This window comes from Parvularcula mediterranea (genome assembly GCF_013085255.1).
GTDB lineage: Bacteria > Pseudomonadota > Alphaproteobacteria > Caulobacterales > Parvularculaceae > Parvularcula > Parvularcula mediterranea.
In genome coordinates, this window is record NZ_JABFCX010000002.1 from 1,132,410 (window position 1) to 1,144,973 (window position 12,564).

14 protein-coding genes are annotated in these 12,564 nt (G+C 63.3%); 6 read left to right on the top strand and 8 right to left on the bottom strand.

The window, feature by feature from the left end:
- Nucleotides 1-5 precede the first annotated feature (5 nt).
- Nucleotides 6-722: a VPLPA-CTERM sorting domain-containing protein gene (locus HK107_RS06110; RefSeq protein WP_173197706.1), complete on the bottom strand. Its 717-nt coding sequence runs from the start codon at nt 720-722 to the stop codon at nt 6-8.
- 87 nt (nt 723-809) lie between these two features.
- On the bottom strand, nt 810-1,862 hold the full coding sequence (locus tag HK107_RS06115; RefSeq protein WP_173197708.1) for a bifunctional transcriptional activator/DNA repair enzyme AdaA: 1,053 nt from the start codon (nt 1,860-1,862) through the stop codon (nt 810-812).
- Nucleotides 1,863-2,039: 177 nt separating this feature from the next.
- Between HK107_RS06115 and HK107_RS06120 the strand changes: the two genes are divergently transcribed.
- Both HK107_RS06120 and HK107_RS06125 read left to right on the top strand, forming a co-directional pair.
- Complete coding sequence (locus tag HK107_RS06120; protein ID WP_173197710.1) at nt 2,040-2,690, top strand: LolA family protein; 651 nt, start codon at nt 2,040-2,042, stop codon at nt 2,688-2,690.
- 218 nt (nt 2,691-2,908) lie between these two features.
- Nucleotides 2,909-3,541, top strand: a complete 633-nt coding sequence (locus HK107_RS06125) for a hypothetical protein (protein ID WP_173197712.1) — start codon at nt 2,909-2,911, stop codon at nt 3,539-3,541.
- On the opposite strand, the gene HK107_RS06130 is transcribed toward HK107_RS06125, so the two are convergent.
- Nucleotides 3,538-4,287 (bottom strand): sulfite exporter TauE/SafE family protein, encoded by a 750-nt coding sequence (locus HK107_RS06130; protein ID WP_173197714.1) that lies wholly within the window; start codon nt 4,285-4,287, stop codon nt 3,538-3,540. The genes HK107_RS06125 and HK107_RS06130 overlap by 4 nt on opposite strands.
- Before the next feature lie 135 nt (nt 4,288-4,422).
- Between HK107_RS06130 and HK107_RS06135 the strand changes: the two genes are divergently transcribed.
- The 3 genes from HK107_RS06135 to xth are packed head-to-tail and all read left to right on the top strand — an operon-like array spanning nt 4,423 to nt 7,042.
- Nucleotides 4,423-5,583, top strand: a complete 1,161-nt coding sequence (locus tag HK107_RS06135; RefSeq protein ID WP_173197717.1) for a hypothetical protein — start codon at nt 4,423-4,425, stop codon at nt 5,581-5,583.
- Nucleotides 5,580-6,221: a glutathione S-transferase family protein gene (locus tag HK107_RS06140; protein WP_173197718.1), complete on the top strand. Its 642-nt coding sequence runs from the start codon at nt 5,580-5,582 to the stop codon at nt 6,219-6,221. Before HK107_RS06135 ends, HK107_RS06140 begins: the two co-directional genes overlap by 4 nt.
- A 20-nt stretch (nt 6,222-6,241) precedes the next feature.
- Nucleotides 6,242-7,042 carry an exodeoxyribonuclease III gene (xth, locus tag HK107_RS06145; protein ID WP_173197720.1) on the top strand — a complete coding sequence of 267 codons (801 nt, stop codon included), beginning with the start codon at nt 6,242-6,244 and terminating at the stop codon, nt 7,040-7,042.
- 76 nt (nt 7,043-7,118) lie between these two features.
- Here the strand turns inward: xth and HK107_RS06150 are convergent, their stop codons facing one another.
- Nucleotides 7,119-7,757, bottom strand: coding sequence for a MarR family winged helix-turn-helix transcriptional regulator (locus HK107_RS06150; RefSeq protein ID WP_173197722.1), 639 nt, complete (start codon nt 7,755-7,757; stop codon nt 7,119-7,121).
- 242 nt (nt 7,758-7,999) lie between these two features.
- On the opposite strand from HK107_RS06150, the gene HK107_RS06155 reads away from it, so the two are divergent.
- Complete coding sequence (locus HK107_RS06155) at nt 8,000-8,539, top strand: NUDIX hydrolase (protein WP_173197724.1); 540 nt, start codon at nt 8,000-8,002, stop codon at nt 8,537-8,539.
- A gap of 3 nt (nt 8,540-8,542) precedes the next feature.
- Here the strand turns inward: HK107_RS06155 and HK107_RS06160 are convergent, their stop codons facing one another.
- The 4 genes from HK107_RS06160 to HK107_RS06175 all read right to left on the bottom strand — a co-directional run bounded on the left by HK107_RS06160 (nt 8,543) and on the right by HK107_RS06175 (nt 12,532).
- Complete coding sequence (locus HK107_RS06160; protein ID WP_173197726.1) at nt 8,543-9,247, bottom strand: inner membrane-spanning protein YciB; 705 nt, start codon at nt 9,245-9,247, stop codon at nt 8,543-8,545.
- Between the two features lie 20 nt (nt 9,248-9,267).
- Nucleotides 9,268-10,500 carry a signal recognition particle-docking protein FtsY gene (ftsY, locus tag HK107_RS06165; protein WP_233061147.1) on the bottom strand — a complete coding sequence of 411 codons (1,233 nt, stop codon included), beginning with the start codon at nt 10,498-10,500 and terminating at the stop codon, nt 9,268-9,270.
- A 122-nt stretch (nt 10,501-10,622) separates the two neighbouring features.
- On the bottom strand, nt 10,623-11,252 hold the full coding sequence (locus HK107_RS06170; RefSeq protein ID WP_173197728.1) for an SDR family oxidoreductase: 630 nt from the start codon (nt 11,250-11,252) through the stop codon (nt 10,623-10,625).
- Nucleotides 11,253-11,314: 62 nt separating this feature from the next.
- Nucleotides 11,315-12,532, bottom strand: a complete 1,218-nt coding sequence (locus HK107_RS06175; RefSeq protein WP_173197730.1) for a MiaB/RimO family radical SAM methylthiotransferase — start codon at nt 12,530-12,532, stop codon at nt 11,315-11,317.
- Nucleotides 12,533-12,564 lie beyond the last annotated feature (32 nt).

Below are 12,564 nucleotides of genomic sequence, written 5' to 3' on the forward strand. Positions count from 1 at the left end.
TGAGGTCAGGCCTTGCGGCGACGACGCGCTGCCATGCCGGCGAGTCCGGTAACCAGAAGGAGGCCTGCTGCCGGGGTCGGCACTTCGCTGTTGATCGTCCTGATCCGGGCGCGGCGGCCCTCTTCGAGGATGAGGTCGGTGTCGACGCCATTACCACGCACGATCCACTGGCTGAGGCGGCTGAAGCTGTCGAACCCGCCAGTCATGACAAACTCGCCGTCAAGCTCGCCAATCACGTAGCCGTCGGTGCAGCAGCCGAACCACTGGTGGTCGATGGAGAAATCGTAGGTACCTTCCGTGTAGAAATCATTGCCCGGATCGTCGTCACGAACCATGAGGCCGGCGCCATTGGGATCATCAGCGAGGTTCCAGAACGTGTCGGCGTTGCCGCCAGAGCCGTCGTTCACGGCATCCAACACGAAGAAGAAGGCGAGACCTTCAGAGGTGTCCACGAGGAACATCTGGGCCTGGCCGGACTGGGCGGCGGGAAGGCCGTTCAGCTCGCCATTGTAGCTGTAACGGTTCGGCGTGTGGAAGGAGTAGGCTTCGGCGGCGGTCATGCCGGAAGCGTCATAGCTGTCGAGATAGCCGAGCATTTTGAAGTCGCCGGCGCCGGCAGTCTTTTCCTGCTCGACGATGAAGGTGGCGGCGCTGGCCGATGCTGCTGCCATGGCGGCGGCGGTGAGGGCCGCTGCTGCGCCCTTGAGGAAGTTGTTGCCCACGGTGGTTGTCCCTTTGTTGCGGCATGAACGAGGGGACAGCCTTGGTCTTCGCCAGCCCCGCGTTAGGGACTTGCAAAGGATATTCCATCACTCCCTGTTAACCACCCGGCGCTCGTGCTCGAGGAGCCAGCGCTTCCGCCAGACCCCTCCTGCATAGCCTGAAATCTTGCCGTCAGCCGCGATGACCCTGTGACAGGGGACGATGATGGCGAGGCGGTTCGAGGCATTGGCCCGGGCCACGGCGCGCATGGCGGAGGGCTTCCCGATGCGCTCCGCGAGGGTTCGGTAGCTGATGGTTCCTCCGGGAGGGATCCCGGTGAGCGCCCGGTGGACGCCGCCGGTGAAGACAGTGCCGTAGGGGATGACCGGGGTTTCGAAGGAAAGCTTGTCCCCTGAAAAGAAAGCGGAAAGCTCTGCCTCGATCGTGGCGAGGGACGCCTTTGGCGCAAGGCTGACTTGGGCTCCGGCCTGCGTCTCGACCGAGGCAATCTCTTGAGGCAGCTCCTTCCGGTCGGCGAATTCGAGGAGCCAGAGCGCTTTGTCATCGCCGATCGCCACCATCGGCCCGAGGGGCGTCTGGATGGCGGTGGCCCCGAGGCTCGATGCCTTATTGAGAGCAGACGGTGCCCGGCCAAGAAGCTTCGCGAACGCGGCCCTGAAACCGCTTGGGCTCTCGAAGCCCGCCGCGAGCTGTGCGTCTATGACCTTTGCGCCGGCGGCTTTCTCCTTCGCGGCCGCACCAATCCGGGACAGGCGTGCCAATTCGAGAAAGGTCTTGCCCACCGAACGCTTGAACGCGCGCCTGACGGTGGAGGGGTCATGGCCGAGGGCTGCGATGTCGGCCTCGCTCCAAACCTTCGCAGGCTCGTCGCTCAGCGCCTTGAGGAGCGAGGCCACGAGCGGATCGCGCCCATTCTCCAAGGGGCGGCAGCGCCTGCAGGGCCGGAACCCCGCTTCCATGCAGGCCTCCGCTGAGCCGAAGAAGCGAAGGTTTTCAGGCTTGGGCCTCCGCGCGGGGCAGGAGAAGCGACAGAAGATGCCTGTGCTCGTGACGGCGGCGAACGCCTCGCCATCAAAATTCGGATCGCGCCGGTCGAAGGCTTCGAAAAGCTCGGCTTGGGAGGCGGGAAGGCTGTCCATGCCTGGCCCCTAACACGCCTCGTTACAGCGGGCCGCCACGGATCGGGCGTCAAAGCAGTTCCATTCAGAAAGAACTGTTGCAAATCAGCCAGTATCCGGGAGATTTCCGGATCGACACTTCGCGGCCAACGCCCCCGCGTCTAAGCCGCGAGGGTCAAGAAAGTCAGGGTTCTTTTCGTGTCCGTATCGCACCTCGTCCTGGCAGCCATAACAGCTGCCACAGTCTCCGCCGCGCCGCTCTCCTCTCAGGATGACGGACCCGCCAGCGATGCCGAGGTCAGCGAAGGCCGCAGCCACAGCCTTCTGGAGGCTGCTGCCGAGGGGCTCGAATCGATCAGCTCGATGGAAGCTCAGTTCACCCAATACGCACCGTCGGGCGAAATCTCGAAGGGCCGCTTCTATCTCTCGCGTCCCGGCAAGCTTCGCTTTGAATATGAAGAGCCGAACCCGATGCTGATCGTGGCGGTTGGCGGTATGGTCTATGTCCATGACGCTGAGCTCAAGACCACGGACAGCTATCCTGTGGGTCAGACGCCGCTCAGGTTCCTCCTTTCCAAGGAACTCGACCTCGAAGCGGCTCAGGTTCTCTCCGTCCGTGAAGACCGTCACGGCATCAAGATCGTGCTCGCGGCTCGTGACGAGGAATTGCGCGGCAGGCTCGCTCTGCTCTTTGAGCCAGAGAATATGCAGCTGGCGGGCTGGTCCTTCATCGATCCCGGTGGTCAGATGACCGCGGTGAATCTCGAAGGCGTCGAGGAAAAGCGCAGGCTTCCCAACCGCTTGTTCCGGGTCCCCGAATCCGAAGGACTGTTTCTTTCGGACAACTAGCTCTTTGAGTGTGTTGTTATCCTACCACAGTCAAATTTTACCGCGGTGTAACTATCCAGAAAAGAGTTCCAGCGTTACCGTAAAAGCACGGTTCCGGTGAACTCTGCCCCCCCGAACTGGAACCGTACGGGCCGCGCTGGCCCGGAAGACGCCCTAGACCGCGCCCGCTTCCCGTCCGAAGGAAGCGGGCGCTTTCTTTTCCAAGGCGGAGTGATCCCTTGAACCCTGAGAACGAAGAAGACCTGCCCGAGGTCGATCCTGAGCTGTTTGGTGAGCTGGAGCGGGAGATCCCCTTGCTCTTCGGCGTGCGCCGCCTGTCCGAAGGGCTGACCCAGTTCAGCTGGTTCGCGCATCTGGGCGAGCCGCCCACGGACAAGGTGCGCCGGACGGCCGAAGCCTATGTCGACGCGCTTGGCTTCCCTGAAGCCGACCTCGCCATCTTGCCAACGCCCGAAGATGCTGCGGATGCGGCTGAGACCAATGACTGGGCGAGCCCTGCGTGGGAAGCCGAAGAGCTGGCGCGGGCTGACCTGACGGCCCGAGCGCTCGAAGTCCTGTCCGAAGACGCCCTCGAGATCGCCGTGCGCCTTATCACCTCCAAGGCTGGCGAGTCCGCCAAGGAGGCGATGGAGGAAGAGAGCGCCATTTGGGAGATCGGCGACGAGGCAGTGAAAAACCTCGCAGTCGGCGCTGCCGTGCAGGCTTCGGTCAACGCGGCGCTGGCGCTGCTCGTGGCGGAGATCGATCCGGAGATGGAGCTTGAGGAGCACCTCTTCACCCGTAAGCTCAAGCTCTTCGAGCTTGGTCGTTGGCCCGTGGCCGTGGTCGGTCAGTCCTTCTCGCTTTTTTAGTCTGAGACGGCGAGGAAGATCAGCCAGACGGCGAGCGCCGTCAGGAGCCACTTCAATGCCTTGCGGAAGAGGGCTTCATCGATGCGTTTCAGGAAGCGGGTGCCCATGAAGGTACCCGCGAACCCTGCGACGAGTGCCGCTGCCATCAGGCCGAGCCAGGCCCCATAATCAAAGCCGCTGATCCCGAAGATCAGGACCTTTCCGCCATGCTGGAGGGTCATGCAGGCCCCTGCCGTCGCGATGAGCGCCAGGCGCGAGAACTGCGGGATCTTGGCAAGGATCGCCGTGATGAACGGCCCTGAAGCCCCGACGAACAGCGTCAGGAACATCGAAAGCCCTCCCGCAAGCGCATAGAACGGCGCGCCGAGCGGCAGCGAAACCTTCGGCCCCCACTGGGTGAAGAGGATGAAGGCCGCAATCGCGAGCCTCAGGATCTGGGGCGGCAGACCAAACACGACCTGCGCGCCGATCAGTCCGCCGACCAGTGCACCAGCTGCAAACCAGCCGATGATCCGCCACTCCACATGCGGAAGAAGAAGCCCCGACCGGCCCGCATTGCTGCCCACCATGACCACCGCATGGACGGGAATGACGGCCGCGGGAGGGAGAAGGGCGCTCATCGTTCCGATAAGAAGGAGCCCTCCGCCAATCGACAGCGCCGCCGTGATCGCCGAGCCAATGAAGCTGACCAGCATGATCGCGAAGAACGCCCAGAGCGGCAGGGCCTCGGGAAGAAACGCATCCATAACCGCCCGCTAGACCTGCCCAGCCCAGTCGTCAAAAGGCTTCGCGGGCAACCGTAAGAAGAAGGTGGCGCGCCTAGGCACCCCGGAAATCCCATGCTAAGGGTTCGGTAAGGTTTCTTAACTGGGGCGTGGGCCATGATGGACCTGTTCGGGCAGATGATTGGCGTTTTCGACTCAGCCGCGGGGGTGGCTGTGCTTGGGATGGCGATGCTCGCCTTCCTTGGACTCTTCATCTTTGTTTTCTGGGACAGCCTGAATTCGCCGCGTCGCGACGAGGTCAGGACCAACAGCCTGCAAACCTCACCGCCGCCGCTTCTGGATCCTGAAATCGTTGGTCGCAGCAGCCAGTCCGGCTGGCGCGCAGGCGGCACGCCGATCATTCGTAATTCGGTGCTGGTGGGCATCGGCGCTCTGTTCGTCGTCGCCGGTTTCATCGCAGCCGGCACGCTCGCCGATGAGAACGCAACCCGCACCACCGTGAAGGCTGGCCTCGCCCGCCCGCACCAGGCCGTCCTCCTCCAGCCGCAGCCGCAAGTGCGCACGGTCAGGACGTCTCTCGCGGCACCGGCTGAGCGGGCGTCGAGCCATGTCAGCCTTTGCGAGCCGTCGGGCTCCTTCGCTGACCGGGCCATCGAGACCTGCGCCAATGGCGCTTCGGTGCGTTTCGATCTCCTACGCTTCAGCCACGGCGACCGCTATGTTGTCCGCCCGGCCTGGAACAACGCCGCAGCGACCTTCGTCAAATCCGACAGCCACGCTGTGCCCTTCACCTTCACCGATGCGGTGAGCTTCGCAGCCCCTGAGACCGTTGAGGCGCCGCGCTATGACGGCTTCCTGGTCATCGGCGTCGGTGACGGCGAGAAGGCCGCCCGCCGCGAGGAGGCTCTGCGCGACTTTGCCATTGCCAAGCTTTCGGGCGGCGACCGCTCCGAGTGCACGAGCAGCGAGCGCGTCTTCTCCGTCTCTGCCGATTTCGATGCGGCCCGCGTCGCGGAGCTCAATGCTCTCCGCCTGCGGATCGCCTCGCTTGAGAGACAAGCCCGCCGCGACCAGAAGGCCAGGAGCGAGCTTGCCACGGCGCGTGAAGAGCTTGCGCGCCTCCAGCTCTTCGTTGTCGACAACCCGGCACCGATCGTCATCGGCATCACGGCTGACCCCAACTCTTCCGACGCGGTGGCTGATATGCTCGCCGCCTCACGTGAGTTCGTCCGTATCCACCGCCGCGATCTTCAGATCGACAATCCGGGCCCCGTGGGCACCATGCGCGCCTGCGCCAGGGGCGAGGGAACGCTTTGACCAAGGCGACCCTCTACGGGTCCCTTACGTCACCCTATGTCCGCCTCTGCCGCCTCGTGCGTGAGCGCTGCGGCGCGGAAGCTGACGTCGCCTTCGAGACCGCCAACCCGTTTGACGACCACTATCGCTCCGTGAACCCGCTGGCCCGTGTTCCGGCGCTCATCATGGCGGACGGGCTTGGCCTCTACGAAACGCCGCTGATCTGCCGGACGCTGATGGATATTGGCGGCAAGGACTTGCGCTCAGTGGACCCGGCTCAGCGCCTTCGCGAAGAGGCGATGGTCGGTGTGCTGATGGGCTTTCTGGAGCTCGGCGTCGCCTACTTTCTCGAAACAAGACGTCCTGAGGCGGAGCGTTCTTCGGACTGGCAGGAACGCCGCATGGCGGGCCTCGTCGCCGCTCTTGAAGAGATCGGCACCCGGCTCGCCACACCGCTGCCCGAGCAAGGCTACGGAGCGCTCGCTCTGGTCTCCACCCTCGATTGGGCCGAGTTCCGGCTCGCGTCATTTCTCGACTGGAAAGCCATCGCGCCCCGTGCGGCTGCTCTCTGCGATCAATTGAACAAGGTCCCCGATATTGCGGCGACCCACCCCTCGAATGCTGACGGCAGTCCGATGCCGGGCATTCGCAAGGCCTGACCCTCGGCCAGAAAGTCCCCATGCGTATCGTTACCTGGAATATCAATTCCGTCCGCCTCCGCATCGATTCCGTTATCCGCTTCTTAGAAGAAGAGCAGCCGGACGTCCTGTGCCTTCAGGAGACCAAGTGCCTGAACGACCAGTTCCCGGCCAAAGCCTTTGCCAAGGCTGGCTATGAGCACATGGCCGTCAATGGGCAGAAGGCCTATCACGGCGTCGCCACGGTCGCGCGGGTGCCGCTCACGGATCATCAGCCGATTGAGTTCTGCGGCATGGGCGATGCGCGCCATATCGCCGTGACCCTGCCGGGCGGGGCAAGGCTTCACAATTTCTACGTTCCTGCGGGCGGCGATGAGCCGGACCCGGAGAAGAACCCTAAGTTCGCCCACAAGCTCGCCTTCATGGAGGAAATGACAAAGCTCTTCTCCAAGAAGAAGAAAGAGCCGCGGATCATTGTCGGGGACCTGAATATCGCGCCTGGAGAGCACGACGTCTGGTCCCACAAGCAGCTCCTGAAGGTGGTCAGCCATACACCCGTCGAAACCGACGCCATGAAAGCCCTGATCAAGAAGGGCGGCTTCACCGACGTAGCGCGGGAGCTGACCACGGAGGACGAGAAGCTTTACAGCTGGTGGTCCTATCGGGCGAAGGACTGGGCCGCATCGGACCGGGGACGCAGGCTCGACCATATCTGGGTGTCCGAGCCCCTGCGCGAAGCAGCGCTCGCCAAGGGGCCACAGGCCCTGAAGATCCACCGCGATGTCCGGGGATGGGAGAAACCCTCCGACCACGCGCCGGTCAGCCTCGACATCGACCTCTAGGGCGCGCGGCGTACGAAAAAGCCCCGCGCGGCAGGTGCCGGCGGGGCTTCGAAGCTTATGCTGTTAGGCGAGAAGCTTACTTCTTCTTGGCGGCCTTACGACGGGTCGTCTTCTTGGCAGCTTTCTTGGCAGGGGCCTTCTTAGCCGGAGCCTTTTTCTTGGCTGGTGCCTTCTTCTTGGCAGGAGCCTTCTTCTTCGCAGCTGCCTTCTTCTTAGCCGGGGCCTTCTTCTTGGCCGGGGCTTTCTTCTTGGCAGCGCGCTTCGGAGCCATGGCTTCAGCTTCGATCTTGTCGAGAGCTTCAGCGTAGGACTTCAGGGCTTTCATGAATGCAGCCTGCTGGGCTTTCGGCAGGAGGCCGAGAGCAGCGGTTTCAGCTTTCATGACCTTCGATTCGTGGCTCGAGAGGACTTTCTTGCCAGCGGCGGTCAGCTTGACCGAGTTCGCGCGGGCGTCATCCTTCGTGCGCTGACGAGCGACGTAGCCTTTGGAGATCAGGCGGGCGATCATGTCAGCAAGGGTCGAGCGGTCGATGCCGGTGCGGCGAACGAGGTCGGTCTGCGAGAGGCCTTCCTTTTCGCTGATGGCGTTCAGGACCGTGAACTGACGAGCGGTGAGGCCGCCAGAGCCAACCTCTTTCTTGTAGAGATCGTCTGCATATTGTTGGGCCCGGCGGAGGAGGTGGCCAGGGCTTTGTTCGAGCGCGTATTTCGCCATGATGTCACTTCTCTTTGACGTCTTTGGCGCGGGAACACCGCGCCGGGTTCAAGGGTTAGGGGCGGCAGCCCCACTATTGTTCCGCTAAAGAACGTCGCGTGCTGATCGCCTTGACATAGGCACTTGACACGTTGTCCTTAACGAACATTTGCCAATTTGATCACTTCGCACACGGAAGCAACCCTTTTTGGCCTCGAAACGATAGGAACGCGGAGAATCTCTGCAGCTGGAGACCGGAAGAGATGACGAATACCGATGATTCGCACCCCTCCTTTCAGAAGGAAGTGCCCGATGGAGATGACCGCGAACGGAAGGTCTGCACGCGGTGCGGTTTCATCGATTACCAGAACCCGAAGATCGTCTGTGGATCTGTTGCGACGTCCCCGGACGGCCGAATTCTCCTTTGTAAACGGGCCATTGAGCCAAGGAAGGGCTTCTGGACGCTGCCTGCCGGATACATGGAGCTCGGCGAAAGCGTGGAGGACGGAGCACGTCGCGAGGCGCGGGAAGAGGCGCTTGCCGAGCTCAAGCTCGACCGCATCCTGGCGGTCTATTCCATCCCGCGGATCGGCCAAGTTCAAATTATGTTTAGGGCGGAGCTTCTGAACCCCGAGGGGGTCGGTGCGGGTCCTGAAAGCGAAGATGTCAAACTTGTGACGTGGGAGGACATTCCCTGGACGGAGCTGGCCTTCCCGACGGTCTACTGGGCGCTCCGTCACCACCGGGAAGTCATGGGGCAGGAGGTCTTCCCGCCCTTCTCAAACCCCGCTGACGGGGTCTGACGATCAGCCTTCGGCGTTCTCGTCCGAGGGCGTCTTTTCGCCTTCGTCCTTGATATGCTTCATCAAAAGCGGCGCGTTAGCAGCGATGAAGACGAAATAGGCGATGGTGAAACCAAAACCCTTGATGCCCAGCCACCACGCCTCGCCAGCGCAGTCCTCGCCGACAACGCAGCCTGAAGTCAGAGTGCGCCAGAGGATCTCATTGGCGAGGGCCATGGCGGCGTTGAACCAGACGAATCGCCAGGTGAGGGTCTTCCACGCCTCATCAGGCATCTCGAAGGCGCCGTCGAACAGGATCTTGAGGAAGTTCTTCCCCGCCAGCTGCCCGCCAGCCAGCGCTGCTGCTGTGATCGCGTAGACGATCGTGGGCTTGATGTAGAAGAACCGCTTGTCCTGGAAAACAAAGGTCAGGATGCCGAGGCCGATCACAAGAACGCCTGTCACCGCGAGAAGCGGCACCACCCTCTTCGTGCGGATCACCGAGAAGGCGAACGCTGCAAGAAACGCAGGGATGAAGAGCGCGAGGCCCACATAGAGCCTGCCATCATCGGCGCTGAAGAGGTCCGAACCGAACAGATTGTCGAGGAGGGGTCCCAACCGTCCGTGCAGCACATAGCCGGCGATGAGCGCGAAAATCGGCCCGAACTCGACCGCCATTTTCTCATTGCCCTCGAGTTTGACGGGACCAGTACCGGGCGCTTGTTCCATGATGTTCCTTTGGCTGATCGTCAGACTTCGGCGGTCAGGGCCTTTGCGAAGTCCTGAGCCTTGAAGGGCCTGAGGTCCTCGATGCCCTCACCGATGCCGATATAGTGGATAGGCAAGGCGAATTTGTCACCGAGTGCAACAAGGATGCCGCCTCTGGCCGTGCCGTCGAGCTTGGTCATGACCAGGCCCGTGACGCCTGCGATTTCTGTGAAGGCCTGGGCCTGGCTGATGGCGTTCTGGCCGACCGTCGCATCGAGGACCAGAAGCGTGTCGTGGGGCGCATCGGGCGCCAGCTTGCGGATCACACGGACGATCTTGCCAAGCTCATCCATCAGCTCCGAGCGGTTCTGGAGTCGGCCTGCCGTATCGATGAGGACTACGTCGCGCTTTTCTTCGCGGGCCTGCTCTATGGCCTCATAGGCGAGGCCGGCAGCATCGGCGCCGTGGGCCTTGGTGACGACCGGCACGCCTGCGCGCTCGCCCCAGACGGCCAGCTGCTCGATCGCCGCGGCGCGGAACGTATCTCCTGCGGCGAGGAGCACGGAGTGTCCGTCTGCCACATATTTGCTGGCGAGCTTGCCGATCGTCGTCGTCTTGCCCGCTCCATTGACGCCGACGACGAGCACAATGTGCGGGGCGTGACCCGGGTTGATGGTGAGCGGCTTCTCCAGCGGCTCCAGCGTTTCGGAGACGACATCGGCGAGGATGGTCTTCACCTCCTCATCGGTGACGTCCTGCCCGACCCGCTCCTTCCGTAGGCGGTCGATCACCCGCTCGGTGGGTCCGAGGCCAAGGTCTGCGGAGATGAGAAGGTCTTCAAATTCCTCCAGCGTCTCTTCGTCGAGTTTGCGCTTGGTGAAGATGTCGGTCACGCCCGAGGCGAGCTTCGATGACGTGCGGCTGAGGCCCTCCGTCAGCCTGCCGAAGAAGCCCTTCTTCTTTGGCGCCGGCTCCTGCTCTGCCGGCGCTTCAGGCTTTTTTGGCGGAGTGTCCTCGGTCTCATCGGCCAGGCCGCCTTCTTCTTCCTTCACCTCATGAAGGAAGGTGGCTTCGCCAGCTTCCGTGTCCTCTTCGACGGTGGCAGAGTGGACTTCCCGCTCGGCGCCCCGGCCCAAGTCTGGCGAGAGGTCCTCGGCAACCTGCGGCGAGGTCTCGTCTGGGCGCGAGGTCTCCTCGACCTTGGGCTCCTGGGGGTCGTGCTCCTTCTTCCGGCCGAACAGCCGGGACATGAAGCCTTTCTTCTCTTCCGCCATGAGGCGCTCCTTGAATACGCTGTGCCTGATATAGGCGCGCCGCCGATGGGGTGCATCGGCGGCAAGAGTTCCGGCGGCTTCCCTATCGGGGCGCGCCGCTGAGTCAAACAGGGACGCTGCGGTCAGACTGTCTTCATGGCGTCGCTTATGAGCGTCGACCCGCTGGCGATCTCGAACGTTTTTCCTTTGATGGAGGCATCCTCGGTGGCGGCGGTGAGTACGCGCGCAACGTCCGCCCTTGCGATCTCCTCGCCTTCGACGTGACCTGCGAGCTCAATCATCCCCTTGCCCTGGTCATCGGTGAGGGCGACGGGGCGGACGATGGCGAACTCCATGCCTGCATCGCGGAGGTACACATCGGCGGCGTGCTTCGCCTCGAGGTAGCACGCCATGCCGTCGGGAGCCTGCTCCGGCGTGTCGGCGCCTTTCGAGCTCAGCATGACGAAGCGTTTGATCTTGGCCTCGGCAGCCTTGTCGATCAGCGCCTTGGCGCCATCGCGGTCGATCTTGCGGGTCATTTCCTCATCGGTATCGCCGCCTGAGCCAGCCGCGAAGATCACCGCGTCCACGTCCGCAGCGACGTCTCCGGGGAGGTCAGAAAGGTCGGCGAGGCGGGTCTCCGTGCCTTCGGGAAGGACGGAGGTGTCCGAGCTTTCGCGCACCATGGCGACGGGCTCATGGCCCTGTTCCTTGAGGTCACGGACGAGAAGGCGGCCGGTTTTGCCGGTGGCGCCGGCGACGAGAACACGCATGTCGGGTCTCCAAATAGCTTGGAGAGGAAACGGGCGCGGGACGTCTGGAGTTCCTGAGCGGGCTAACCCGCCGCGGCCGTGAGGTGGCGGCCTTCGCGTGAGAGGAGGCAGGCGCTTATTCTGTCGCCTGCCTTCAGGGGCGCGCCCTCGGCGAAATGCACGTCGGTGAAGTCCGCGAGCCGTCCCCGCGGTCTTCCGTTCTTTGTCTCCTCGATCAGCACGGTGCCTTGGGTGTTGGTGCGTGCTTCGAGATGGCGGTTGAGCGAAGCCTCCGCCACCTCGCGCAGGCGCGCGGCGCGCTCCTTGATCAGGGCACGGTCATGCTGGGGCATTTTGGCGGCTGGGGTGCCGGTGCGCGGGCTGAAGGGGAAGACGTGCACGTAGGAAAGGCCGCACTCCTCAACGAGGGAGAGGCAGCCCCCGAACATCTCCTCCGTCTCCGTCGGAAAGCCCGCGATAAGGTCCGCGCCGAAAGCCATCTCCGGACGGGCTTCTTTCAGGCGCGCGCAAAGCTCAATCGCATCGGCCCGGCTATGGCGGCGTTTCATCCGCTTGAGGATCATGTCGTGGCCATGCTGCAGAGAAAGATGCGCATAAGGAGCAATCCGGTCCACTTCCGTCATGAGGCGGAAGAGCCGGTCATCGATCTCCGCCCCGTCGATGGAGGAGAGCCTGATCCAGACATCGCTTGGCAGCGCTGCGTCGAGCGCCTCGACCAGATGGCCAAGCGACAGCCCCTCGCCGAGGTCTGGCCCCCATGAGGTGAGGTCCACCCCTGTCAGCACGACCTCCTTCGCGCCGCGGTTCACCAGCGCCTTCGCTTCGAGCACCGCGTCTTCGATCGGGAGCGACCGCGCATCGCCCCGGCCGAAGGGGATGATGCAGAATGTGCACCGGTGGTCGCAGCCATTCTGCACGGCCAGCGGCGCACGCACATCGATCCGGCGCGGCGCGCGGGCGGCATCTCCGGGCAGCGACCATGAAGAGGGGGCGAGCTTTTGCTCGTTCGGGATGAGCCTCGTCACCTCGGGCATGGCTTCGAAAGCCTCTGTCTCGAGATCAGCGGCGCAGCCTGTCACCACGACCTCACGTCCGGGGTTCTCCCGGGCGGCGCGCCTGATCGCCTGACGGCTCTGGCGGACGGCTTCATTGGTAACCGCGCAGGTGTTGACGATCACCGGGGCCTGCCCCCCGCTCTCGGCGAGCGCCGCCATCGTCTCGGTCTCCGAGGCGTTGAGGCGGCAGCCGAGATTGACCGTGATCGCGCGTTCCTTGCTCATCGCGCCCATCTGCAATCTGGCGCGCCGTCCCG

What these genes read in the sequence shown, in the direction of transcription:
- HK107_RS06115 (WP_173197708.1), bottom strand. Translation starts at nt 1,862, where the DNA reads ATGGACAGCCTTCCCGCCTCCCAAGCCGAGCTTTTCGAAGCCTTCGAC.
- HK107_RS06130 (WP_173197714.1), bottom strand. Translation starts at nt 4,287, where the DNA reads ATGGATGCGTTTCTTCCCGAGGCCCTGCCGCTCTGGGCGTTCTTCGCG.
- HK107_RS06135 (WP_173197717.1), top strand. Translation starts at nt 4,423, where the DNA reads ATGATGGACCTGTTCGGGCAGATGATTGGCGTTTTCGACTCAGCCGCG.
- xth (WP_173197720.1), top strand. Translation starts at nt 6,242, where the DNA reads ATGCGTATCGTTACCTGGAATATCAATTCCGTCCGCCTCCGCATCGAT.
- HK107_RS06150 (WP_173197722.1), bottom strand. Translation starts at nt 7,757, where the DNA reads ATGGCGAAATACGCGCTCGAACAAAGCCCTGGCCACCTCCTCCGCCGG.
- HK107_RS06155 (WP_173197724.1), top strand. Translation starts at nt 8,000, where the DNA reads ATGACGAATACCGATGATTCGCACCCCTCCTTTCAGAAGGAAGTGCCC.
- HK107_RS06160 (WP_173197726.1), bottom strand. Translation starts at nt 9,247, where the DNA reads ATGGAACAAGCGCCCGGTACTGGTCCCGTCAAACTCGAGGGCAATGAG.
- ftsY (WP_233061147.1), bottom strand. Translation starts at nt 10,500, where the DNA reads ATGGCGGAAGAGAAGAAAGGCTTCATGTCCCGGCTGTTCGGCCGGAAG.
- HK107_RS06170 (WP_173197728.1), bottom strand. Translation starts at nt 11,252, where the DNA reads ATGCGTGTTCTCGTCGCCGGCGCCACCGGCAAAACCGGCCGCCTTCTC.
- HK107_RS06175 (WP_173197730.1), bottom strand. Translation starts at nt 12,532, where the DNA reads ATGAGCAAGGAACGCGCGATCACGGTCAATCTCGGCTGCCGCCTCAAC.